The 24408-nt window shown below is 71.4% G+C and carries 19 protein-coding genes; 13 read left to right on the forward strand and 6 right to left on the reverse strand.

Annotated features, from left to right (window positions below; all coding sequences use genetic code 11):
- Positions 1–34: 34 nt before the first annotated feature.
- A complete protein-coding gene (mutM, locus tag ACZ5VC_RS09415) occupies positions 35–895 on the forward strand; it encodes a bifunctional DNA-formamidopyrimidine glycosylase/DNA-(apurinic or apyrimidinic site) lyase (protein ID WP_469119464.1) in 861 nt (286 codons plus the stop codon).
- Here mutM and ACZ5VC_RS09420 read toward each other — a convergent pair.
- Complete coding sequence (locus ACZ5VC_RS09420; protein WP_468706591.1) at positions 868–1263, reverse strand: winged helix-turn-helix transcriptional regulator; 396 nt, start codon at positions 1261–1263, stop codon at positions 868–870. The two genes, mutM and ACZ5VC_RS09420, sit on opposite strands and share 28 nt — an antisense overlap.
- A gap of 125 nt (positions 1264–1388) precedes the next feature.
- Here ACZ5VC_RS09420 and ACZ5VC_RS09425 point away from each other — a divergent pair, with 125 nt between their 5' ends.
- Positions 1389–1979, forward strand: a complete 591-nt coding sequence (locus tag ACZ5VC_RS09425; protein ID WP_469119465.1) for a flavodoxin family protein — start codon at positions 1389–1391, stop codon at positions 1977–1979.
- A 147-nt stretch (positions 1980–2126) separates the two neighbouring features.
- On the forward strand, positions 2127–2441 hold the full coding sequence (locus tag ACZ5VC_RS09430) for a hypothetical protein (RefSeq protein ID WP_469119466.1): 315 nt from the start codon (positions 2127–2129) through the stop codon (positions 2439–2441).
- Between the two features lie 109 nt (positions 2442–2550).
- On the opposite strand, the gene ACZ5VC_RS09435 is transcribed toward ACZ5VC_RS09430, so the two are convergent.
- Entirely contained in the window at positions 2551–3450 is a 900-nt protein-coding gene (locus ACZ5VC_RS09435; RefSeq protein WP_469119467.1) for a CAP domain-containing protein, read from the reverse strand.
- A gap of 145 nt (positions 3451–3595) precedes the next feature.
- Here ACZ5VC_RS09435 and ACZ5VC_RS09440 point away from each other — a divergent pair, with 145 nt between their 5' ends.
- The 4 genes from ACZ5VC_RS09440 (at position 3596) to ACZ5VC_RS09455 (ending at position 10356) form a co-directional block, all read left to right on the forward strand.
- Positions 3596–3877, forward strand: a complete 282-nt coding sequence (locus tag ACZ5VC_RS09440) for an acylphosphatase (RefSeq protein WP_469119468.1) — start codon at positions 3596–3598, stop codon at positions 3875–3877.
- 438 nt (positions 3878–4315) lie between these two features.
- Positions 4316–4531: a hypothetical protein gene (locus ACZ5VC_RS09445; protein ID WP_468706580.1), complete on the forward strand. Its 216-nt coding sequence runs from the start codon at positions 4316–4318 to the stop codon at positions 4529–4531.
- A gap of 216 nt (positions 4532–4747) precedes the next feature.
- A complete protein-coding gene (locus ACZ5VC_RS09450; RefSeq protein WP_469119469.1) occupies positions 4748–8722 on the forward strand; it encodes an AAA family ATPase in 3975 nt (1324 codons plus the stop codon).
- Between the two features lie 212 nt (positions 8723–8934).
- On the forward strand, positions 8935–10356 hold the full coding sequence (locus ACZ5VC_RS09455) for a sugar porter family MFS transporter (protein ID WP_469119470.1): 1422 nt from the start codon (positions 8935–8937) through the stop codon (positions 10354–10356).
- Between the two features lie 40 nt (positions 10357–10396).
- On the opposite strand, the gene ACZ5VC_RS09460 is transcribed toward ACZ5VC_RS09455, so the two are convergent.
- Together ACZ5VC_RS09460 and ACZ5VC_RS09465 are read right to left on the reverse strand one after the other, a co-directional pair.
- Entirely contained in the window at positions 10397–11368 is a 972-nt protein-coding gene (locus ACZ5VC_RS09460; RefSeq protein WP_469119471.1) for an LLM class flavin-dependent oxidoreductase, read from the reverse strand.
- A gap of 58 nt (positions 11369–11426) precedes the next feature.
- Positions 11427–12887: a cytosine permease gene (locus ACZ5VC_RS09465; protein ID WP_469119472.1), complete on the reverse strand. Its 1461-nt coding sequence runs from the start codon at positions 12885–12887 to the stop codon at positions 11427–11429.
- Positions 12888–13057: 170 nt separating this feature from the next.
- Between ACZ5VC_RS09465 and ftsY the strand changes: the two genes are divergently transcribed.
- A complete protein-coding gene (ftsY, locus tag ACZ5VC_RS09470; RefSeq protein WP_469119473.1) occupies positions 13058–14287 on the forward strand; it encodes a signal recognition particle-docking protein FtsY in 1230 nt (409 codons plus the stop codon).
- Positions 14288–14351: 64 nt separating this feature from the next.
- On the opposite strand, the gene ACZ5VC_RS09475 is transcribed toward ftsY, so the two are convergent.
- Positions 14352–15014: a bifunctional DNA primase/polymerase gene (locus ACZ5VC_RS09475; RefSeq protein WP_469119474.1), complete on the reverse strand. Its 663-nt coding sequence runs from the start codon at positions 15012–15014 to the stop codon at positions 14352–14354.
- Positions 15015–15433: 419 nt separating this feature from the next.
- On the opposite strand from ACZ5VC_RS09475, the gene nsdA reads away from it, so the two are divergent.
- From nsdA to ffh, 5 genes are all read left to right on the forward strand, one after another.
- Positions 15434–16909, forward strand: coding sequence for a transcriptional repressor NsdA (nsdA, locus tag ACZ5VC_RS09480; RefSeq protein ID WP_469119475.1), 1476 nt, complete (start codon positions 15434–15436; stop codon positions 16907–16909).
- A 316-nt stretch (positions 16910–17225) separates the two neighbouring features.
- Entirely contained in the window at positions 17226–18572 is a 1347-nt protein-coding gene (locus ACZ5VC_RS09485; RefSeq protein ID WP_469119476.1) for an ammonium transporter, read from the forward strand.
- Positions 18569–18907: a P-II family nitrogen regulator gene (locus ACZ5VC_RS09490; protein WP_397770036.1), complete on the forward strand. Its 339-nt coding sequence runs from the start codon at positions 18569–18571 to the stop codon at positions 18905–18907. Before ACZ5VC_RS09485 ends, ACZ5VC_RS09490 begins: the two co-directional genes overlap by 4 nt.
- Before the next feature lie 34 nt (positions 18908–18941).
- Entirely contained in the window at positions 18942–21401 is a 2460-nt protein-coding gene (locus ACZ5VC_RS09495; protein ID WP_469119477.1) for a [protein-PII] uridylyltransferase, read from the forward strand.
- A 139-nt stretch (positions 21402–21540) separates the two neighbouring features.
- A complete protein-coding gene (gene ffh / locus ACZ5VC_RS09500; protein ID WP_469119478.1) occupies positions 21541–23091 on the forward strand; it encodes a signal recognition particle protein in 1551 nt (516 codons plus the stop codon).
- A 128-nt stretch (positions 23092–23219) separates the two neighbouring features.
- Here ffh and ACZ5VC_RS09505 read toward each other — a convergent pair whose 3' ends face one another.
- Positions 23220–24101, reverse strand: a complete 882-nt coding sequence (locus tag ACZ5VC_RS09505; RefSeq protein ID WP_469119479.1) for a methyltransferase domain-containing protein — start codon at positions 24099–24101, stop codon at positions 23220–23222.
- Positions 24102–24408 lie beyond the last annotated feature (307 nt).

Raw genomic sequence — 24408 nt, forward strand, 5'->3', positions numbered from 1 at the left:
ACCCGCTGTCCGCCCCTGTTCTCCGGAGGAGTCCGTGCCCGAGCTGCCCGAGGTCGAAGTCGTCCGGCGTGGACTCGAGCGCTGGGTGGCGGGGCGGACCGTGGCCGACGTCGAGGTGCGGCACCCGCGAGCGGTACGCCGTCACCTCGCGGGCGGGGAGGACTTCGGGGCGCGGCTCAAGGGGCACCGGTTCGGGGCGGCCCAGCGGCGCGGCAAGTACCTCTGGATCCCGCTGGCCGACACCGACGCCTCGGTGCTCGGGCATCTGGGGATGAGCGGTCAGCTGCTCGTCCAGCCCGAGGGCGCCCCCGACGAGAAGCACCTGCGGATCCGCGTGCGCTTCCAGGACGACCTGGGCACCGAGCTGCGCTTCGTCGACCAGCGGACCTTCGGTGGGCTCTCGCTGCACGACAACTCCCCCGACGGGCTGCCCGATGTGATCGCGCACATCGCCCGCGACCCGCTCGACCCGGTCTTCGACGACGACGCCTTCCACCGCGCGCTGCGCCTGCGCCGTACGACGGTCAAGCGGGCGCTGCTCGACCAGTCCCTCATCAGCGGGGTCGGCAACATCTACGCCGACGAGGCGCTGTGGCGCGCGAGGCTGCACTACGAGCGCCCCACCGGCACGATGACCCGTCCGCGCTCGGCCGAGCTCCTCGACCACGTACGGGACGTGATGAACGCGGCCCTCGCAGCCGGCGGCACCAGCTTCGACAGCCTCTACGTCAATGTGAACGGCGAGTCCGGCTACTTCGACCGGTCGCTGGACGCGTACGGGCGCGAGGGCGAGCCGTGCCGGCGCTGCGGCACCCCGATGCGCCGCAGGCCCTGGATGAACCGGTCCAGCTACTTCTGCCCCCGCTGTCAGAGGCCGCCGCGCGCCTCGTCGTAGCTCGCGCGTGCCGAGAGCACGTCCGGCATCCGCCCTTCGACCAGCTGGATGAGCCCGAGCAGTCGCTCCGCGACGTCCTCGCCCAGCGGCGTCAGCCGGTAGTCGACGCGCGGTGGGTTCGTCGGCTGGGCCTCGCGGTGCACCAGGCCGTCCCGCTCCAGCGCGTGCAGGGTCTGCGACAGCATTTTCTCGCTCACGCCGTCCACGCGCCGCCGGAGTTCGTTGAAGCGCAGGGTCTCCTCGTGGAGAGCACCCAGCGTCAGGCTGCCCCAGCGGCCGGTGACATGCTCCAGCGTCGCGCGGGAGGGGCAGGTCCGGGCGAACACGTTGAACGCCAGGTCTTGGTCGTTCCCGATGTCCTGAGTCATCTCTTCACCATACTCCTGCGCAGCGCTGCACTTCGGGTTGCGCTTTCTAAAAGTTAGTGCTTCACTCGGGGCATCGCCAGGGAGCGGACCACCCGCTCCGGCCGCATCAAGAGGAGCCCCGCGCCGTGACCACCCCCGTCGTCTCCATCGCCTACCACTCCGGCTACGGGCACACCGCCGTACTCGCCGAGGCCGTCCGCAACGGCGCCGCGGACGCCGGCGCCACCGTCCACCTGATCAAGGTGGACACGATCACCGAGGCGGAGTGGGAGCTGCTCGACGCCTCCGACGCGATCGTGTTCGGCTCGCCGACCTACATGGGCACCGCGTCCGGCGCCTTCCACCAGTTCGCCCAGGACACCTCCAAGCGCTGGTTCGGCGACGCGTGGCTGAACAAGCTGGCCGCCGGATTCACCAATTCCGGGTCCAAGAGCGGCGACAAGCTGCACACCCTGCAGTTCTTCCAGACGCTGGCCGGCCAGCACGGCATGCACTGGGTCAACCTCGGCCTCAAGCCCGGCTGGAACACCACCGAGGCCTCCGAGAACGACCTCAACCGCCTCGGCTTCTTCTCCGGCGCAGGCGCCCAGACCCACAACGACCAGGGCCCCGAGGGCGTGCACAAGGCCGACATGGCCACCGCCGAGCACCTCGGCCGCCGGGTCGCCGAAACCGCCCGCACCTTCGCCGCCGGCCGTGCCGCGTCGGCCGCGTAAGGACGCGTGACCGAGGAAGGCCCCCGTCACTTCCGTGACGGGGGCCTTCGTGCTGACTCCGACGGCCGGGACCGGAATCACTGTCGCGGAGCACCTCCGTGCGGCTTAGCCTGAAATCAGGGGTACTGCGCGGAAGGGAGCCTGGAGATGCATTTCGTCCTGCTCGCGACCCATGGTCCTGAAGTCTGTCCGACCGCCAACGCGACGACGCGTGACCTGATGCTGAAGACCGCTCCTGACATGGCGAACCTCGCCCAGAAGGCAGGCGTCGACATCGTGGCTGGTCCCTTCGTCAACCGTGAGCACACGATCGTCGCGGTCGTACGGTCCGACAAGGTCGAGAATGTCGACCGCTTCCTGATGGAGGCTCGTCTTCCCCAGTGGAACCGCGTGCGCGTGCTGCCGTCGCTCACGATGGAAGAAGGTCTCGCCGAGATCGAAGCGCAAACGCCGATCTTCTGACCCAGACGCGTTTTGGACCCGCTGGAGGCGCAGTGTGGGCCGCCTCGGTCGCCGATGACGGCCCCGAGGCGCCCCACGAAAGCTCATAGCTCGCTGACCTGCGGAAATCTCAGAAGCCGAAGTCCTGCGTCCACCACGGGCCGCCGTCGGCGAAGTGCACGCCGACGCCGAGCGTCTTGTAGTCGCAGTTGAGGATGTTCGCGCGGTGGCCGTCGCTGTTCATCCACGCGCTCATCACCGCGGCGGCGTCCGCCTGGCCCCGGGCTATGTTCTCGCCGCCCAGACCCTGTACGCCGGCCTGGTCCGCGCGGTCCCACGGGGTGTCCCCGTCCGGGTCCGTGTGGTCGAAGAAGTCGCGCTGGGCCATGTCCCGGCTGAAGTCGGTGGCCAGTGCGCCCAGCGGCGCGCTCGCGCTCACCGGGCTGCAGCCCACCTTCGCCCGCTCGGCGTTCACCAGACTCAGCACCGCGGCCTCGGCCGCGCTCGCCTTGTCGCCCGCCGACCTCACCGAACGGGAGACCCGCTCGGACGGCTTCTCCGCCGTGGGCGTCGGCTTGGCCGTCGGCGTCGCGGACTTGGTCTTCTTGGGAGCCTGCGGAGCCTCGGTCCTCTTCGACGGGGTAGAAGAGGGCTTGGTGGGCGTCGCCGAGGGCGATTTCGAAGCGGTCGGCGTCCGGCCGGCGGCGCTCGCGGAGCCCGACGGCTGCTGCGAGGGCGTGCTGGAGGCGCCGCCCTGCGTCCGCAGCTGGGGCGCGCCCTCGGTGCGGATCTGCTCGCCGGCCTCGGTGCGGCTCCCGCTCACCGTGTTGTAGGTGTCCCCGCCCGGCAGCCAGCCGGAGGCGACCGCTACGGCGCCCACCGCCATGGCCGCGGAGGCGCCGAGCAGCCCGGTGCGCAGGGGCACGACGCCCCGCTTCTTCCGGCGCGCCCCCCGGTGCCGGCGCGCTTCCGTTCCGGCCGCGTGTGCGTCAGCGGCGGGAACGGCGCCGGAGCGTCGATGGCGTCCCATCTGCTCTGCCTTCCTGATCTTTCGGCATTCTGCGGCTGTCAACCTGACACGCCCGAAAGGGTGAGGTTGGTTTGCGTCGGGACTGTACGCCATGGCGCGAGGGGGTGAAGTGTCGTGTGAGCAATTGGCCAGTTAGCGTTCACGCATGAATGACGATGCACGGCTCACCGCATGGGTACGCGGTCGAGTACAGGGAGTGGGCTTCCGCTGGTTCACCAGGGCAAACGCTTTGGAGATCGGGGGCCTCACCGGATTCGCCCTCAATCTCGACGACGGCAGGGTGCAGGTCGTCGCCGAAGGGCCGAGTGAGAATTGCCACCGTCTGCTGGACTGGCTCCGCTCCGACGACACTCCCGGCCGGGTCGATGGAGTCACCGAAATCTGGGATACGCCCCGCGGCGGTTACGAGACCTTCGCGATCCGCTGACGATCTTGTCAGCAATGCTCTGTCCCCACCCCGTCCGAAGGCCTTCCGGAGTGCTCGCAGGGGACCTGTCGGACAGCCGCCGGGATGTACGTATGACCGGAGTGACCTGTGGGTTAGCGCTGAGTGACCGCATGGTTGCCAAGAAGGTCTTGCCGTGCCAGGCTGCGCGAGTAAGGATGATCCAGACGCCCCCGTGGCACCCTGCGCGAGGCGCGGCCGTACGCACCTACGGCCGCGGACCCCCATGGCTGCCCGTCGATACGGGGTGTGATCGTGTTGACCGTCAAACTTTTTGGTGAGACTCTGGAAGCCCCGCGCACCCTAGCTGTTTGGCAGTAGGAACGCAGTGGCACCAAGCAACTGCCGAGCACCGCGGGTGCGAATCCCTCACGACCCACACCGCTTCGGTCGGTCACTCAGTGTGGAGGACCATCCATCATGGCAAAGGCGCTTCTCGGTTACGTCGGCGGTTCCGACCCGCGACTCCTCGCCGAGATGCGACGGCTTCAGCAGCGCGTCCAGGACCTCGAGTCCGAGCTGGTACGGATCCAGTCCGAGAACGACGCGCTCAACGCCGCCGCTCAGCACCCGGCAGACTCGCTGCTCGAAGGCATCGACCTCGACGTACCGCATGCAGAGCCTGCGCTCACCTGATGTCAGCCCCGGCAGGGGACAGGTGAGAAACACTCTCGCTCAATGAGATAAGAGATATGCAAGGGACGCTTAGGCGTCCCTTCTTTCTTTTCGCCCCCGCCGCCTGCCTCGCCCCCGTCGCGGTTACCGTCGCCGTCGCCGTCCGGCGATCCTTAACGACTGATCTGCCCTGCGCCTACACGAGTGAAACCGGAGGTGCCGGTAGAGTCCGGGGGCGTGCATCTCAAGGCCATGACCCTCCGCGGGTTCAAATCGTTCGCCTCAGCCACGACGCTGCGGTTCGAACCCGGTATCACCTGTGTCGTGGGGCCCAACGGTTCCGGCAAATCCAATGTCGTGGACGCATTGTCCTGGGTCATGGGCGAACAGGGCGCCAAGTCGCTGCGCGGCGGCAAGATGGAAGACGTGATCTTCGCCGGTACCACCGGGCGGCCTCCGCTCGGCCGTGCCGAGGTCTCGCTGACGATCGACAATTCCGACGGCGCACTGCCGATCGACTACGCCGAGGTCACCATTACGCGGATCATGTTCCGCAACGGCGGCAGCGAATACCAGATCAACGGCGACACGTGCCGGCTGCTCGACATTCAAGATCTTCTTTCCGACTCCGGTATCGGCCGGGAAATGCATGTGATCGTCGGGCAGGGGCAGCTCGACTCGGTTCTGCACGCCGACCCGATGGGCCGGCGGGCTTTCATCGAGGAAGCCGCGGGCGTTCTCAAGCACCGCAAGCGCAAGGAGAAGGCGCTGCGGAAGCTGGACGCGATGCAGGCCAATCTCGCGCGCGTGCAGGATCTGACCGACGAACTACGCCGCCAGCTCAAGCCGCTCGGCCGCCAGGCGGCCGTGGCCCGCCGCGCCGCCGTCATCCAGGCCGATCTGCGCGACGCCCGCCTCCGGCTCCTCTCCGACGACCTCGTACGGCTCCGCGAGGCGCTGCGGAGCGAGATCGCCGACGAGGCGGCCCTCAAGCAGCGCAAGGAGAGCGCAGAGGCGGACCTGCGGGCCGCGCTGGCCCGCGAGGCCGAGCTGGAGGACGAGGTACGGCGCCTCGCGCCCCGCCTCCAGCGCGCGCAGCAGACCTGGTACGAGCTTTCCCAGCTGGCCGAGCGGGTGCGCGGGACCATCTCGCTCGCCGACGCCCGGGTGAAGAGCGCCACCACCCAGCCGGCCGAGGAGCGGCGCGGCCGCGACCCGGAGGACATGGAGCGGGAGGCCGCCCGGATCCGCGAGCAGGAGGCGGAGCTGGAGGCCGCGCTGGAGGCGGCCGAGCGCGCCCTGGAGGACACCGTCGCCCACCGCGCCGACCTGGAGCGCGAGCTGGCCGTCGAGGAGCGCAGGCTCAAGGACGTCGCCCGCGCCATCGCCGACCGGCGCGAGGGACTCGCCCGGCTGAGCGGCCAGGTCAACGCGGCCCGCTCGCGAGCGGCCTCGGCCCAGGCCGAGATCGGGCGGCTCGCCGCCGCGCGGGACGAGGCGCAGGGGCGGGCGGTCGCCGCGCAGGAGGAGTACGAGCAGCTGAAGGCCGAGGTCGACGGGCTCGACGCGGACGACTCGGCGCTCGGCGAGCAGCACGAAGCGGCCGGGCGGGAACTGGCCGCCGCCGAGGCGGCGCTGTCGGCCGCCCGTGAGGAGACCACCGCGGCCGAGCGCCGCCGCGCCGCGACCCAGGCCCGCCACGAGGCCCTCGCCCTGGGCCTGCGCCGCAAGGACGGCACCGGCGCGCTGCTCGCCGCGCAGGAACGTCTCGGCGGTCTGCTCGGCCCGGCCGCCGAACTGCTGACCGTCACCCCCGGCTTCGAGGTCCCGGTCGCGGCTGCCCTCGGCGCGGCGGCGAACGCGGTCGCGGTGACCGACCCGGCCACGGCCGCCGACGCGATCCGCCTCCTCCGCAAGCAGGACGCCGGCCGCGCGTCCCTCCTCCTGGGCGGCGCCCCCACCCCCACGGACACCCCCCGCGTCCCCGCGCCGGCCGCCGAGCCCGCCCCGGATCGGCCGGCACCCGGGGGCCCGGTCCCGGCGGCGGCGGAGGGATGGGGATTGCTCCCGGCACCGGCGGGCGCCGCCGCCGTGGAGCATGCCGGGGAGGACGGCCCGTCTTCCCCGGGCGACGAAGGCGAAGCCGCCCCGCGGGACGGTGCTTCGCACGACCGGACGGACGGACCTGCCGCTTCGGAGAGCCTGCTGCCCGCCCTCGCCGGCGACAGCCGCGTCCCTGCCCCGGCGGGCGCGACCGGCCCCGCACCGCAGGGCGCTATCGGGGACGCGGCCGGGCCGGTTGTCCCCGAGGGGCCTGTTGCCCCGGCGGGCGGTCATGTGCCGGGTTCCGGCGGGGAGAGCGGCGCCGTGCGGGTCGGTGCCGGCGTGTCCACGGCCCGGACCGCCTCCGCGCTCCGCTTCGTCGCGGAGCTCGTGCGGGGGCCGGGGGAGCTGATGGAGGCCGTGCGGCGGCTCGTACGGGACATCGTGGTCGTCTCCACGCTGGAGGACGCCGAGGATCTCGTCCACGCGCACCCCGGGCTGACCGCCGTCACCGCCGAAGGGGACCTTCTCGGCACCCACTTCGCGCACGGCGGGTCCGCGGGCGCGCCCAGTCTCCTCGAAGTGCAGGCGTCCGTCGACGAGGCCGCCGCCGAGCTCGCGGAGCTGGCCGTCCGCTGCGAGGAGCTCGCCGCCCGGCAGCATGAGGCGACCGGACGGCGCGCCGACGCCGCGGCGCTCGTCGAGGAGCTGGGGCAGCGGCGCCGGGCCGCCGACCGCGAGAAGTCGGCGGTGGCCCAGCAGCTCGGGCGGCTCGCCGGCCAGGCCCGTGGCGCCGCCGGGGAGGCCGAGCGGGCCGCCGCGGCCGCCGCCCGCGCCCAGGACGCCCTGGAGAAGGCGACCATGGACGCCGAGGAGCTGGCGGAGCGCCTGCTGGTCGCGGAGGAGACCCCTCTCGAGGAGGAGCCCGACACGTCCGTACGGGACCGGCTCGCCGCCGACGGCGCCAACGCCCGCCAGACCGAGATGGAGGCGCGTCTCCAGGTCCGTACCCACGAGGAGCGGGTCAAGGGCCTCGCGGGCCGGGCCGACTCCCTCGACCGGGGGGCCCGCGCCGAACGCGAGGCACGGGCGCGCGCCGAGCAGCGCCGCGCCCGGCTGCGCCACGAGGCCGCGGTGGCCTCGGCCGTCGCCGCCGGCGCCCGCCAGTTGCTCGCCCACGCCGAGGTGTCGCTCGTACGCGCCGAACAGGAGCGGGCCCTCGCCGAGGCCGCCAAGGCCGCCCGGGAACGCGAGCTGACCGCCGCCCGCGCCGAGGGCCGCGACCTGAAGGCGGAGCTCGACAAGCTGACCGACTCGGTCCACCGGGGCGAGGTCCTCGGCGCCGAGAAGCGATTGCGGATCGAGCAGCTGGAGACGAAGGCGCTGGAGGAGCTGGGGGTCGAGCCGGCCGCGCTGGTCGCCGAGTACGGGCCGCATCAGCTCGTGCCGCCCTCCCTGCCCGCGGAGGGGGAGGAGCTGCCCGAGGACCCCGAGCACCCGCGCAACCAGCCGCGGCGTTTCGTTCGCGCGGAACAGGAAAAGCGACTGAGGTCGGCCGAACGGGCGTATCAGCAGCTCGGGAAGGTGAACCCGCTGGCGCTGGAGGAGTTCTCGGCGCTGGAGGAGCGTCACCAGTTCCTGTCCGAGCAGCTGGAGGACCTGAAGAAGACCAGGGCCGACCTTCTCCAGGTCGTGAAGGAGGTGGACGAGCGTGTCGAGCAGGTCTTCACCGAGGCGTACCGGGACACCGCCCGCGAGTTCGAGGGTGTCTTCTCCCGGCTCTTCCCGGGCGGCGAGGGCAGGCTCGTCCTGACCGACCCGGACAACATGCTCACCACCGGAGTCGACGTCGAGGCCAGGCCTCCCGGCAAGAAGGTCAAGCGGCTCTCGCTGCTCTCCGGCGGCGAGCGGTCTTTGACGGCCGTGGCGATGCTGGTGTCCATCTTCAAGGCCAGGCCCAGCCCGTTCTACGTGATGGACGAGGTCGAGGCCGCGCTGGACGTCACCAATCTGCAGCGGCTGATCAGGATCATGCAGGAACTCCAGGAGTCCTCGCAGCTGATCGTGATCACCCACCAGAAGCGGACGATGGAGGTCGCCGACGCGCTCTACGGCGTCTCCATGCAGGGCGACGGAGTGTCCAAGGTCATCAGCCAGCGCCTCCGCTGAGCGAGTGACAACTCACTTCAACACTTGAACACCAGGCGACGTGCCGTGTCTTCGAATCGATCGCTGCTCAGCTATTGACTTCGAAACTTGAACGCATAGTCTCTGCAGCGTTGCTTTTACCTTCAAGTGGTGGGCGTCGTGAAGTTGTGCGCCACTGGAAGGGCTCGCCCCCCATGCTCCGGCGACGCTGCCGGATGCTCACAGGAGTACATGTGACCAGCACCGCGCAGGCGCCGCCGCCCTCCGAAGGGCGGGCGGCTCACCCGGACCATCTCGGCCATGTCATCTTCATCACGGCATCCGCCGCGATGGGCGGCTTCCTGTTCGGCTACGACAGCTCCGTGATCAACGGCGCCGTCGAGGCGATCCGGGACCGCTACGACATCGGCTCCGGAACGCTCGCCCAGGTCATCGCCATCGCCCTGATCGGCTGCGCCATCGGCGCCGCGACCGCCGGCCGGATCGCCGACCGCATCGGCCGCATCCGCTGCATGCAGATCGCCGCGGTGCTGTTCACCGTCAGCGCCGTCGGCTCCGCGCTCCCGTTCGCCCTGTGGGACCTCGCCTTCTGGCGGGTCATCGGCGGCTTCGCCATCGGCATGGCCTCGGTGATCGGTCCCGCGTACATCGCCGAAGTCGCCCCCGCCGCCTACCGCGGCCGCCTCGGCTCGTTCCAGCAGGCCGCCATCGTCATCGGCATCGCCATCTCCCAGCTGGTCAACTACGGCATCCTGCAGCTTGCCGACGGCGACCAGCGCGGTGAGATCGGTGGGCTCGAGGCCTGGCAGTGGATGCTCGGCGTCATGGTCGTCCCCGCGCTCCTGTACGGCCTGCTCTCCTTCGCCATCCCCGAGTCGCCGCGCTTCCTGATCTCCGTCGGCAAAATCGACCGGGCCAAGGAAGTACTGGCCGAGGTCGAGGGCCACTCGGTCGACCTCGACCACCGGGTCGCCGAGATCGAGCTGGCCATGCGCCGCGAGCACAAGTCCAGGTTCAAGGACCTGCTCGGCAGCCGCTTCGGTTTCCTGCCGATCGTCTGGGTCGGCATCGGCCTCTCCGTCTTCCAGCAGCTCGTCGGCATCAACGTGGCGTTCTACTACTCCGCGACGCTGTGGCAGTCGGTCGGCATCGACCCGGCGGGCTCGTTCTTCTACTCGTTCACCACGTCGATCATCAACATCATCGGCACCGTGATCGCGATGGTCCTGGTGGACCGGGTCGGCCGCAGGCCCCTCGCCCTCGTCGGTTCCGCCGGTATGGCGATCGCCCTCGCCTTCGAGGCCTGGGCCTTCTCCGCCGACCTCGTGGGCGGCAAGCTGCCCCACACCGAGGGCATCGTGGCCCTGATCGCCGCGCATGTCTTCGTGCTCTTCTTCGCCCTCTCGTGGGGCGTGGTGGTCTGGGTCTTCCTCGGCGAGATGTTCCCCAACCGGATCCGCGCCGCGGCGCTCGGCGTCGCCGCCTCCGCCCAGTGGATCGCCAACTGGGCCATCACCGCGAGCTTCCCGTCCCTCGCCGACTGGAACCTCTCCGGCACCTACATCATCTACACAGTCTTCGCCGTGCTCTCGATCCCCTTCGTACTGCGGTACGTGAAGGAGACGAAGGGCAAGGCGTTGGAGGAGATGGGCTAATCCCCGCTGCCCCTCTCCTCGACCACGGAACTGCCCCGGCTCATCCCTTGAGCCGGGGCAGTACGCCTTCCCCCAGCAGGTGCAGACTCCGCCACGCCTCGTCGACCGGCATCCCGCCGCACAGCGGATGCAGGACAAGACTCTCGGCGCCCAGCGCCACGCACTCGTCCGGCGTGACGATCCGGTACACCCCCTCGGCCCGCAGCTCCTCGACCGTCGTCGCCGTCGACCTCACGGCCGAGCGGATGTCCTTCGACTGCCAGGAGGCGTACATCCGCGCCTCGTGCAGGAAATGCTCGCCGTACCGCTCCCATGTCCGGTCCGGGTCCTCGGACAGATGCAGCAGCGGCGTCTTCTCGGCCGGCATCATCGTCCAGCCCTCGGTGCCGTACTCCGCGCAGAGCCCCGTGTAGTACGCCTCCAGCTCCGGCAGGTGGGCGCTCGGGAAGAAGGGCAGCCCGAGCCGGGCCGCGCGGCGGGCGGCCGCCCGTGACGAACCGCCGACCAGCAGCGGCGGATGCGGCCGCGTGTACGGGCGGGGGGTGACGCGCACCGTTCGGCCCTCGTACGTGAACGGCTCGCCGGTCCACGCCTTCAGCAGGGTCTCCAGGAGCAGGTCCTGCAGCTTGCCGCGCCGGCCCCAGTCGACGCCGAACGCCTCGTACTCCTCCGGCCGGTATCCGATCCCCGCGACCGTCACCAGCCGGCCCCTGCTCAGCAGGTCCAGTACGGCGATCTCCTCCGCCAGCCGCAGCGGATCGTGCAGCGGCCCGATGATCGCCGAGACGGTGACCGCGATCCTGCGGGTCGCCCCGAACACGGCGGCGGCGAAGGCGAACGGCGAGGGCAGCCAGTTGTTGGCGGCCCCGTGGTGTTCCTCGGTCTGCACGGTGTCGACCCCGCGGTCGTCGGCGTACGCGGCCATCTCCAGCGCCGCGCGATAGCGGTCCGAAAGGCTCTCGGGCGTGCCGTGGGGATCGACGAGATTGAACCGTACGACTGTGAAGGGCATGGGAACGTCCCCCTCCGCGGTGGGAAGCCGGCGAAGGGGGACGGTAGCTGACGTGGCGTCAGATGGACAGGGGTGCGGTCTCCCGCTCATCGGCGACGGCCACCGTCCGGGGGGCCCGCGTCCGCGGGAGCACGGCGTACAGCGCCGCCGCGACCACGATCGTCGCCGCCCAGCCCAGCCCGTTCCGCCCGATCCACGACGAGGCCAGCGGGCCGGTGAACCAGTCGACCCCGGTGAACAGCAGACCGCCGGCCAGCGCCACACCCCATGCCACCATCGCCTGCCAGGCGAACCCGCCCCGGTACCAGTACGCGCTGGTACGGGTGGTGTCCATCAGCGCCCTCCCGTCGTACGACGTGCGGCGCAGCATGTCGACGCCGAACACCCCGATCCACGCCGAGAACGCGACCGCGAGCAGCGTCAGGAACGAGATGAACGACCCGATGAAGCTGGTCGCCACCACCATCAGCAGGAAACCGAAGACCAGGCTGATCACCGCGTTCACACTCACCGCCCAGGCGCGCGGGACCCGGATGCCCAGCGTCTGCGCGGTGAAGCCCGCCGAGTACATCGACATCGAGTTGATCAGCAGCATGCCGATCAGGGCGATGAGCAGATACGGCACCGAGATCCAGGCGGGCAGCAGCTCGCCGATGAAGGACACCGGGTCCTGCGCCGACGCCAGATCCGGTGTGCCGACCGCCATCACCGCACCCATCAGCACCATCGGCAGCACCACGATCCCGGCGCCGCCGACGGTGGAGCCGACCATCGCCCGCGACGAGGCGGTGCGCGGCAGATAGCGGGTGAAGTCCGGGCCCGAGGGGACCCAGCTGATGCCGCCCGCCGCGATCGTCCCGATCCCCGCGATCAGCATCGCCGTCGAACCGGCCGGCTTGGCGAAGACCGCCGACCAGTCGGTGTCCGCGACCAGATACACCAGCACCAGCACGGAGAACGCGCCGAAGAGATACGTCGACCAGGTACTGCACACCCGCAGCGCGTTGATGCCGAGGCCCGAGACCACGAAGGTGCACGCGACGAAGGCGAGGAGCGTGACCACGATCAGCGGGGTGCCGGCCTCGACACCGAACAGCAGATCCAGGACGGTCAGCACCGCGTACGCGCCCGTGACCGCATTGATCGTCTCCCAGCCCCAGCGCGCCACCCAGATCAGCGAACCGGGAAAGAGATTGCCGCGCTGGCCGAAAACCGCCCGCGACAGCGCCATGCCGGGGGAGCCCCCGCGCTTACCGGCGATCGAGATCAGCCCGACGATGCCGTACGACAGGACCGGCGCGGCGACGGCCACCACCAGGACCTGCCAGAAGTTCAGCCCGTTGAAGACGATCAGGCCCGCGCCCATCGTGAGCAACAGCACACTGATGTTCGCGGCGACCCAGGTGGGGAAGAGCTCACGGACCTGGCCGGTGCGCTCGGCGTCGGGGACGGGTTCGAGACCGCGGGTCTCCACCGCGCCCTCGGATATCGCGCCTTCGGGTTCCGAGGCGTGGGGCATGGGACGGCTCCGTACAGAGGTGGGGGGCTCCGGGGGAGAGGCGGCACGAAGGCGCGCCAAGTGCACCAGCATCGTATGTAATCCCCGAAAGGTCCAAATAGACGACTCCGGCCCGCCGGTTCGCCGGGGGACGACCCCTCGGCGGGCTCGTGGCCGATACTGGACGGGTTATGGAAATCATCCTTGCTGTAGTCATCGCTCTGATCGTCGCGGTCGCCGTGACCAGCGGGCTCGTGATCAGCGGTCGCAAGAAGAAGAAGCTGCCGCCGGCCGAGGCGCCGTCCACCACGCCGACCATCACCGCTCCGCCCGCCGAGCCGCATGTCGGCGACGAGGCGGAGACACCGCGGGAAGAACCACGCCGCACGATCGAGGAGGTCGGCCTCCCGACCGCCGAGGAGGCGGTCGAGGCACCGGCCGCCGTCGAGGACCCCGTCGTCGCGGCGCCGCCCGCGCCCGAGATCGAAACCCCCGAGCCGACCGCCGGCCGGCTGGTCCGGCTGCGCGCCCGGCTCGCCCGCTCGCAGAACTCCCTCGGCAAGGGGCTGCTCACCCTCCTGTCCCGCGAGCACCTCGACGAGGACACCTGGGAGGAGATCGAGGACACCCTCCTCACCGCGGACGTCGGTGTCGCGCCCACCCAGGAACTCGTGGAGCGGCTGCGCGAACGCGTGAAGGTCCTCGGCACCCGCACCCCCGACGAGCTGCGGACCCTGCTCCGGGAGGAGCTCCTCACCCTGCTCGGTACGGACTTCGACCGCGAGGTGAAGACCGAGAGCGGCCTGGACACCCCCGGCGTGATCATGGTCGTCGGTGTCAACGGCACCGGCAAGACCACCACCACCGGCAAGCTGGCCCGGGTCCTGGTCGCGGACGGCCGCTCGGTGGTCCTCGGCGCGGCCGACACCTTCCGTGCCGCCGCGGCCGACCAGCTCCAGACCTGGGGCGAGCGGGTGGGCGCCCGTACCGTACGCGGGCCCGAGGGCGGCGACCCGGCGTCGATCGCCTTCGACGCGGTCAAGGAGGGCATCGCGGAGGGCGCCGACGTCGTCCTCATCGACACCGCCGGCCGGCTGCACACCAAGACGGGCCTCATGGACGAGCTCGGCAAGGTCAAGCGGGTCGTCGAGAAGCATGGGCCGCTGGACGAGATCCTGCTGGTCCTGGACGCCACCACCGGGCAGAACGGGCTGGTCCAGGCCCGGGTGTTCGCGGAGGTCGTGGACATCACCGGCATCGTCCTCACCAAGCTCGACGGCACGGCCAAGGGCGGCATCGTCATCGCGGTCCAGCGCGAGCTCGGCGTTCCGGTCAAGCTGGTGGGCCTGGGCGAGGGGCCGGACGATCTGGCGCCGTTCGACCCGGAGGCGTTCGTGGACGCGCTCGTCGGCGAGGCCTAGGCCGCCGGCCGGGTGTGGGCGGGGGTGGCGGCGGGAGCCTCGACCCCACGCCCCACCCGGAGGCCTACGCCGCCGAGCGGTGCGTGATGTACGCCAGCGTGCCCAGCAGCAGGCGCGCCTGCGGCGGCGCGCCCGCCGTGTCCAGGGTCGGGGGGCGCAGCCAGCGGGACGGCCCGAGGCCGCCGCAGTCCGACGGCGGCGCCGTGATGTGGCTGCCCGGGCCCAGGCAGTGCAGGTCCAGGGCCGCGTCGTCCCAGCCCATCCGGTAGAGCAGCTGCGGCAGCTCCGCCGCCGCCCCGGGAGCGACGAAGAACTGCGCCCGCCCCGAGGGGGTCGCGCAGACCGGGCCGAGCGGAAGCCCCATCCGCTCCAGCCGGACCAGCGCCCGCCGCCCCGCCGGTTCGGCGACCTCGAGGATGTCGAAGGCGCGGCCCACCGGAAGCATCAGCGCCGCGCCGGGGAACTCCGACCAGGCCTTGGCCGCGTCGTCGAGGCCGGCGCCCGCCGGGACCTCGGCGGCGAAGGAGAGCGGGTGGGCGCCCGGGGCCGGACACGCGGGGTCACCGCACGAGCAGCGGCCGGCGGAGGCCCGTGCCCCGGGGACCACGTCCCAGCCCCACAGTCCGGTGTACTCGGCGACCACTGTGCACTCCGCCGAGCGGGTCCGGCGCCGAGAGCCGGACCGGATATCCCTGATCCCGCGAGTGCTGCCGATCGTGAAGCCCATGCCCCCTCCAACGGGTCGAGCGCGCCGGTGGTTACGAATCGGAGCCCGGTCGTGACACGGCGTCACGCCGCGGCGGCACGGCGAGGCGCGAAAGGTGGTGCGCACCGGCCACCGCGCGCCGCCCCGCGCACCTCTGCGCCTACTCCATCCGTCACATGTCAAGTGAATCGTGTTCAGCGGTCGGCGAGTTCATTCGAAGGGGTGGCGAATGGTGGCGATTCTTGAAACGCCCTCGCTGGAGCGGTGATCGTGGGGTTACTTTCGGTACACGAACGCCGGGAGTGCAATGCACGCGCGGGTATGCCGGGGGCAAGCCGGTTTCCTGTTTGAAGGGTGGCAACCGCCGGACGGCGGCCGTAACTCACGGCATTCTGGTAGGGGTTCGCGCAACAGCGGGATCAGCGGATGGGGGCGTTCCAGTGGGCGGCAGTGGCGCAGACGGTACGAATGCCGGCAAGCGCCCGAACGAGCAGCTGAGTTCGTGGTTCGTGCGCAGCGGCTGGTCGAAGGGCGAGCTCGCGCGGCAAGTGAACCGGCGGGCACGGCAGATGGGCGCGCACCACATCAGCACGGACACCTCACGGGTCCGCCGCTGGCTCGACGGCGAACAGCCGCGCGAGCCCATCCCGCGCATCCTGTCCGAGCTGTTCTCGGAGCGTTTCGGCAGCGTCGTCGCCATCGAGGACCTCGGCCTGCGCACCGCTCACCAGTCACCGTCGGTGTCCGGCGTCGACCTGCCCTGGGCCGGCCCGCAGACCGTGGAGCTTCTCAGTGAGTTCTCCCGCAGCGACCTGATGCTCGCCCGCCGCGGTTTCCTCGGCACCTCCCTGGCGCTCGCCGCAGGCCCCGCCCTCGTCGAACCGATGCAGCGCTGGCTGGTGCCCACCCCCGCCGCCGAAGCCGGAAGGGCCGAGCCCCCCGTCCCGATCCGCCGCCCCACCCGGCTCTCCAAGCCGGAACTGGACCTGCTGGAGTCCACCACCGCGATGTTCCGCCAGTGGGACGCGCAGTGCGGCGGCGGACTGCGCCGCAAGGCCGTCGTCGGGCAGCTCCACGAGGTCACCGACCTCCTCCAGGAGCCCCAGCCCGCCGACACCGCCCAGCGGCTCTTCAAGTGCGCGGCCGAACTGGCCGAACTCGCCGGGTGGATGAGCTATGACGTGGGCCTCCAACCCACCGCGCAGAAGTACTTCGTGCTCGCCCTGCACGCCGCCAAGGAGGCCGGCGACAAGCCCCTCGGGTCGTACATCCTCTCCTCCATGAGCCGCCAGATGATCCACCTCGGGCGGCCCGACGACGCCCTCGAGCTCATCCACCTCGCGCAGTACGGAAGCCGCGACTGCGCCACCCCGCGCACTCAGGCCATGCTGTATGCGATGGAGGCCCGCGCCTACGCCAACATGGGGCAGCCCAGCAAGTGCAAGCGGGCCGTCCGGATGGCCGAGGACACCTTCTCCGACGCCGGACTCGACGGCGAGCCCGAGCCCGACTGGATCCGCTTCTTCTCCGAGGCCGAGCTGAACGGCGAGAACGGCCACTCCTACCGGGACCTGGCCTATGTCGCCGGCCGCAGCCCCACCTACGCCTCGCTCGCCGAGCCGGTGATGGAGCGCGCCGTGGACCTCTTCGCCAAGGACGAGGAGCACCAGCGGTCGTACGCACTCAACCTGATCGGCATGGCCACCGTGCACCTCCTCAAGCGGGAGCCCGAGCAGTCCACGGTCCTCGCGGAGAAGGCCCTCACCGTCGCCAGGAGCGTCCGCTCCGAGCGGGTCAACAACCGGCTCCGCAAGACCGTCGACACGGCCGCCAGGGACTTCGGCGACGTGCCCGAGGTCGTCCGTCTCACCGACATCCTCACCGCTCAGCTGCCCGAGACCGCCGAAGCGGTCTGAGACACACCCCGCCCGCCCAGACTCCGGCCGCGACAGTCATCCCGTACAGCCCGACTCGGCTCCCCCCGCCAGGTCAACGGGTGACTGCCGCGGCCGGTCCTCGTCGCGAGCAGAGGGTACGCACGTGACCATTCCGTGATCCGGCAGTTCATGGCCACGTAACACGGCCGACCTCTTCGTCACTGCGCCGAAACATCGTGCGGCATCGGCGGAAACGGCGCTGGGACAACCTCTGGCGATAACCGGCCACCCCTCATGGTCCGGCAGATTCCCGGCCCCGCCCCGCACAGGCCCTACCGACGACGAGGAGACGCCGATGCCCCCAGGCATCACGACCCTTGCCGCAGACGCCCCCGAGCTGTCTGCAGCCAACACCGGGTTCATGCTCATCTGCTCCGCCCTGGTCATGCTGATGACCCCGGCGCTGGCCTTCTTCTACGGAGGCATGGTCCGCGTCAAATCCACCCTGAACATGCTGATGATGAGCTTCATCAGCCTCGGGATCGTCACGATCCTGTGGGTCCTGTTCGGCTTCAGCCTGGCCTTCGGCACCGACTCGGGGTCGATCATCGGCTGGTCCTCCGACTACGTGGGACTCAGCGGCATCGGCATCACCGAGCTGTGGGACGGCTACACCATCCCGGTGTACGTCTTCGCGGTCTTCCAGCTGATGTTCGCGATCATCACGCCCGCCCTGATCAGCGGCGCCCTCGCCGACCGGGTCAAGTTCACCGCCTGGGCGCTGTTCATCACCCTGTGGGTCACCGTCGTCTACTTCCCGGTCGCCCACTGGGTCTGGGGAGCGGGCGGCTGGCTCTTCGAGATGGGCGTGATCGACTTCGCCGGCGGAACCGCCGTCCACATCAACGCCGGCGCCGCCGCGCTCGGCGTGATCCTGGTCATCGGCAAGCGCGTCGGCTTCAAGAAGGACCCGATGCGGCCGCACAGCCTGCCGCTGGTCATGCTCGGCGCCGGTCTGCTCTGGTTCGGCTGGTTCGGCTTCAACGCCGGCTCGTGGCTCGGCAACGACGACGGCGTCGGCGCGGTGATGTTCGTCAACACCCAGGTCGCCACCGCCGCCGCCATGCTCGCCTGGCTCGCGTACGAGAAGCTCCGCCACGGCTCCTTCACCACCCTCGGCGCCGCCTCCGGCGCGGTCGCGGGCCTCGTCGCCATCACCCCCTCCGGCGGCTCCTGCTCCCCGCTCGGCGCGATCGCCATCGGCGCCATCGCCGGCCTCCTGTGCGCCATGGCCGTCGGCCTGAAGTACAAGTTCGGCTACGACGACTCCCTCGACGTCGTCGGCGTCCACCTCGTCGGCGGTGTCGCCGGGTCGCTCCTCGTCGGCTTCTTCGCCACCGGCGGCGTCCAGTCCGACGCCAAGGGCCTCTTCTACGGCGGCGGCCTCGAGCAGCTCGGCAAGCAGGCCATCGGCGTCTTCGCGGTCCTCGCCTACTCTCTGGTGGTCTCGGCGGTCCTCGCGTTCCTCATCGACAAGACGATGGGCATGCGGGTCCCCGAGGACGACGAGGTCTCCGGCATCGACCAGGTCGAGCACGCCGAGACCGCGTACGACTTCAGCGGAGCCGGCGGCGGCACGTCCTCGCGCAGCACCGCCGCCCCCGCCCCCGTCGCCCAGGACGCCAAGAAGGTGGACGCATGAAGCTCATCACCGCAGTCGTGAAGCCGCACCGGCTCGACGAGATCAAGGAGGCCCTGCAGGCCTTCGGAGTCCATGGACTCACCGTCACCGAGGCCAGCGGATACGGACGGCAGCGAGGCCACACCGAGGTCTACCGGGGCGCCGAGTACACCGTCGACCTCGTACCCAAGATCCGTATCGAGGTACTGGTCGAGGACGAGGACGCCGAACAGCTCATCGACGTGGTGGTCAAGGCCGCCCGGACGGGCAAGATCGGTGACGGGAAGGTGTGGAGCGTCCCGGTCGACACGGCCGTACGGGTACGCACCGGCGAGCGCGGACCGGACGCCCTCTAGCCGCACGCCGGCCGAACAGGACAGGAGCTGCTGGGTGACGAGCCTTGAAGTCAGTACCGAAGCGGAAGACTCGGGACCCAGCGGTTACGCGGCGGCCCGACTGCGCCTTCTCACCGAGAAGGGGCAGTCCGGGCCGCCGCGCCGTGCCGCGCTGGCCCGGCTCACCGACACCTGGCTGAACGCGCTGTTCACCGCCGCCCGCCCGCCCCGGGGAACGGCGCTCGTCGCCGTGGGCGGATACGGCCGCGGGGAGCTCTCCCCCCGCAGCGACCTCGACCTGCTGCTCCTGCACGACGGCAGCGCACCCGCCGGCGAGATCGCCTCCCTCGCCGACCGGATCTGGTATCCGGTGTGGGACCTCGGGCTCGCCCTCGACCACTCCGTACGCACCCCCGCCGAAGCCCGCAGGACGGCGGCCGAGGACCTCAAGGCGCAGCTCGGGCTGCTGGACGCCCGCCATGTCGCCGGCGACCACGCCCTCGCCGCGGGAGTCCGCACGGCCGTACTGGCCGACTGGCGCAACCAGGCCCCCAAGCGGCTGCCCGAACTCGACGAACTGTGCCGCGAGCGCGCCGAACGCCAGGGCGAACTTCAGTTCCTCCTCGAACCCGACCTCAAGGAGGCCCGCGGCGGACTGCGCGACGCGACCGCTCTGCGCGCCGTCGCCGCCTCCTGGCTCGCCGACGCCCCCCGCGCGGGCCTCGCCGAAGCCCGCCGGCGGCTCCTCGACGCCCGCGACGCACTCCACCTCACCACCGGACGCGCCACCGACCGGCTCGCCCTCCAGGAGCAGGACGCCGTCGCCGAGGAGCTGGGGCTCCTGGACGCCGACACCCTGCTGCGCGAGGTGTACGAGGCCGCACGGACCGTCTCGTACGCCGGTGACGTGACCTGGCGCGAGGTCAACAGGGTCCTCAAGGCCCGCTCGGTACGGCCCCGGCTGCGCGCCCTCCTGGGCGGCGGCAAGCCGCCCGTCGAGCGCACCCCGCTCGCCGAGGGCGTCGTCGAGATGGACGGCGAGGTCGTCCTCGCCCGCACCGCCAGGCCCGAGCGCGACCCGGTGCTGCCGCTGCGGGCCGCCGCCGCGGCCGCCCAGTCGGCGCTGCCGCTCTCCCTGCACGCCGTACGGCGCCTCGCCGCCTCGGTCAAACCGCTGCCCGTGCCCTGGCCGGCCGAGGCCCGCGAAGAGCTCGTCACTCTCCTCGGCGCCGGAGAATCCACCGTCCCCGTCTGGGAAGCCCTGGAGGCAGAGGGGCTGATCACCCGGCTCCTGCCCGACTGGGAGCGGGTCCGCTGCCGCCCCCAACGCAACCCCGTCCACACCTGGACCGTCGACCGCCACCTCGTCGAGACCGCGGTCCGCGCCTCCTCGCTCACCCGCCGCGTCGGCCGCCCCGACCTGCTGCTCGTCGCCGCGCTCCTCCACGACATCGGCAAGGGCTGGCCCGGCGACCACTCGGTGGCCGGCGAGACCATCGCCCGCGACGTCGCCACCAGGATCGGCTTCGACCGCGCCGACGTCACCGTCGTCGCCACCCTGGTGCGCCACCACCTTCTGCTCGTCGAGACGGCGACCAGGCGCGACCTGGACGACCCGGCGACCGTCGCCGCCGTCGCTGACGCCGTCGGTAGCGTCGGCACCCTGGAGCTGCTGCACGCCCTCACCGAGGCCGACGCCCTCGCCACCGGCCCCGCGGCCTGGTCCTCCTGGCGCGGCTCCCTCGTCGCCGACCTGGTGAAACGAGTCGCGGGCGTCCTCGCCGGGGAGGCGCCCCCCGAGCCCGAACCCGCCGCCCCCAGCGCCGAACAGGAACGCCTCGCCATCGAGGCCCTGCGCACCGGCGAACCCGCCCTCGCCCTGCACGCCCAGACCGAGCCCCCGCAGCCGACCTCCGGACCCGACCCCGAACCGGAACCGGAACCCGTCGGAGTCGAGCTCCTCATCGCCCTGCCCGACCGGCCGGGAGTCCTCCCGGCCGTCGCCGGCGTCCTCGCCCTGCACCGGCTCACCGTCCGCGCGGCCGACCTGCGCGCCATCGAGCTGCCGGGAGAGCTCGGCACCGGCACGGTCCTCGTCCTCAACTGGCGCGTCGCGGCCGCCTACGGCTCCCTGCCCCAGGCCAACCGCCTGCGCGTCGACCTCGTCCGCGCGCTCGACGGCTCCCTCGACATCACCTCCCGCCTCGCCGAACGCGAAGCGGCCTACCCCCGCAGGCGCGGTGTCCAGGCCCCGCCGCCCCGGGTCACCGTGGCGTCCGCGGACTCCCGCCTCGCCACGGTCATCGAGGTCCGTGCCCAGGACGCCCCCGGGCTGCTGCACCGGATCGGCCACGCGCTCGAATCGGCGTCGGTACGGGTGCGCAGCGCCCATGTCTCGACGCTCGGCGCGAACGCCGTGGACGCCTTCTACGTGACGGACCCCGCGGGTGCCCCCCTCGGCCCCGAGGAGGCGGCGTCGGTCGCGGGGGCTCTGGAGACCGCCCTGCGCGGCTGACGCCCCACGGGCGGCCCGGGGTCTCGCGGGCCGCCCCCGCCCACCCCGTACCCGGAGGGGGCAGACCCCATCACGCGCGGCCGGATACCCTGGGGGACGACCATCCGCCGCCCCCGACAGCTGAGGATCCGCGACCGCCGTGTTCGATACCCTCTCCGACCGCCTTGCAGCGACCTTCAAGAACCTCCGGGGCAAGGGCCGCCTGTCCGAGGCGGACATCGACGCCACCGCCCGCGAGATCCGGATCGCGCTGCTCGAGGCCGACGTCGCTCTGCCCGTCGTCCGCGCCTTCATCAAGCAGGTCAAGGAGCGGGCCGCCGGCTCCGAGGTCTCCCAGGCGCTGAACCCGGCCCAGCAGGTCATCAAGATCGTCAACGAGGAGCTCATCGGCATCCTCGGCGGCGAGACCCGGCGCCTGCGCTTCGCCAAGACCGCCCCGACCGTGATCATGCTCGCCGGTCTCCAGGGTGCCGGTAAGACCACCCTCGCCGGAAAGCTCGGCCTCTGGCTCAAGGGCCAGGGCCACTCGCCGCTGCTCGTCGCCTGCGACCTCCAGCGCCCCAACGCCGTCAACCAGCTCTCCGTCGTCGCCGACCGCGCGGGCGTCTCCGTCTACGCGCCCCAGCCCGGCAACGGCGTCGGCGACCCGGTCCAGGTCGCCAAGGACTCCATCGAGTACGCGCGGACCAAGCAGTACGACGTCGTCATCGTCGACACCGCCGGCCGCCTCGGCATCGACCAGGAGCTGATGCAGCAGGCCGCGGACATCCGCGACGCCGTCAGCCCCGACGAGGTCCTCTTCGTCGTCGACGCCATGATCGGTCAGGACGCGGTCAACACCGCCGAGGCCTTCCGCGACGGCGTCGGCTTCGACGGCGTCGTCCTCTCCAAGCTCGACGGTGACGCCCGAGGCGGCGCCGCGCTCTCCATCGCGCACGTCACCGGCCGCCAGATCATGTTCGCCTCCAACGGCGAGAAGCTGGACGACTTCGACGCGTTCCACCCGGACCGCATGGCGTCCCGCATCCTCGGCATGGGCGACATGCTCTCGCTCATCGAGAAGGCCGAGCAGACCTTCAGCCAGGAAGAGGCCGCCAAAATGGCCTCCAAGCTGGCGAGCAGCAAGGGCAAGGACTTCACGCTCGACGACTTCCTCGCCCAGATGGAACAGGTCCGCAAGATGGGCTCCATCTCCAAGCTGCTCGGCATGCTGCCGGGCATGGGGCAGATCAAGGAGCAGATCAACAACATCGACGAGCGCGACGTCGACCGCATGGCCGCGATCATCAAGTCGATGACGCCGGCCGAGCGCCACGATCCGACGATCATCAACGGCTCCCGCCGCGCCCGCGTCGCCAAGGGTTCCGGTGTCGAGGTCAGCGCCGTGAAGGGCCTGGTCGAGCGGTTCTTCGAGGCCCGCAAGATGATGTCGCGCATGGCCCAGGGCGGCGGTATGCCGGGGATGCCCGGGATGCCGGGCATGGGTGGTGGCGCGGGCCGCCAGAAGAAGCAGATCAAGCAGGCCAAGGGCAAGCGCAAGAGCGGCAACCCGATGAAGCGCAAGGCCGAGGAGCAGGCCGCGGCCGCCCGCCGCGAACAGGCCCAGCAGGGCGGCGCGTTCGGGCTGCCGGCCGGCGAGCCGGGCAAGGACTTCGAGCTGCCCGACGAGTTCAAGAAGTTCATGGGCTGACGGCCGGCACACGGTCCACGGCCCGGACGACGGGTGTACGGGAAGGGCCCGGAGGCAGACCGCCTCCGGGCCCTTCCCGTACACCCGTCGTCCATGAGCGGGGGCAGGCCAGCCCACCCCCCGAGGGCTCACCTCTTACGAGCGATCAGATACCGGAACACATTCGGCATCCACACCGTGCCGTCCCGCCGCACATGCGGATGCAGCGCCTCCGTGAGCTCCTTCTCCACCTGCGCCTGGTCCGTCGCCGCCACCGCGGCGTCGAACACGCCCGTCGACATCAGCCCGCGCAGCGCGCTGTCCAGATCCGCGTACCCGAACGGGCACGCCACCCGCCCCGAACCGTCCGGCTTCAGACCCGCCTCGCCCGCGATCTCCTCCAGCTCGTCCCGCGGCGCCGGCCGCCAGCCGCCGGCGCCGCGCGTCCGCGCCCGCATCCGGTCGGTCAGCCTGGTCGCCACCCGCAGCACCGCCGACGTGGCGCACCGCTCCGGCGGCCCCCAGGCGGTCAGCACCACCGCGCTGCCCCGCTCCGCCCCCGCCGCGACGGAGGCCAGCGTCGGCGCCAGATCCTCCGAGTCGCCCGCCGTACAGCCGATCGGGTGAAAGGCTGTGATCATCGTGTACGGGGGAGAGGCCCCGTCCACCGCGTCCACCGGGCGGCCCGCCAGGAGCCGCGCGGACGGCGCGTCCGGCCCCGGCTCCCGCTCCGCGCCCGCGAGAGCCGTCCGGAGCCGCTCCCGGGCCAGCTCCACGCGGGCGTGGTCCGTGTCGACGCCCGTGACGTGCGCACCCCGCGAGGCCGCCATCAGCAGGGCGAGTCCAGAGCCGCAGCCGAGGCCCAGCAGCCGTGTGCCTGCACCGGTGTCGAGGCGCTCGTACACCGCCTCGTAGAGCGGCACCAGCATCCGTTCCTGGATCTCCGCCCAGTCGCGGGCGCGCGCCCGCGCGTCCGTGACCGCGGCCGCCGGGTCCGGGTGGGGTTGGTGCCGGACGAGCGTAGGTGTCATGGAATGCGCCCCAATCCGCCGAGAGTCCATCTGTGCGTCCGTGCCCTGATTGACAGCCCCCGTGTACGTGCGCTCGCTCTCCCCCCGTATGCCAGGGAACTCCCCATCCGTCCCGGCGTCCAGTGGTCGTGCGCCACGCTTGCGTTCGTTGCCGTACACACCCATCCCGCCCGGGGCGCCCGGGGGCGGTGCCGACCGCCGCCCCGGCCCCCGGTACTGTCGCTCCCGCCGGCCACGTCCGGGGACGCCGCCGGCGCCACGCGCCCTGGTCGCGCAACGGGCTCCCCGGCGCACGCAGTTCAGTCAC

It is taken from the genome of Streptomyces sp. NPDC033174 (assembly GCF_055577795.1).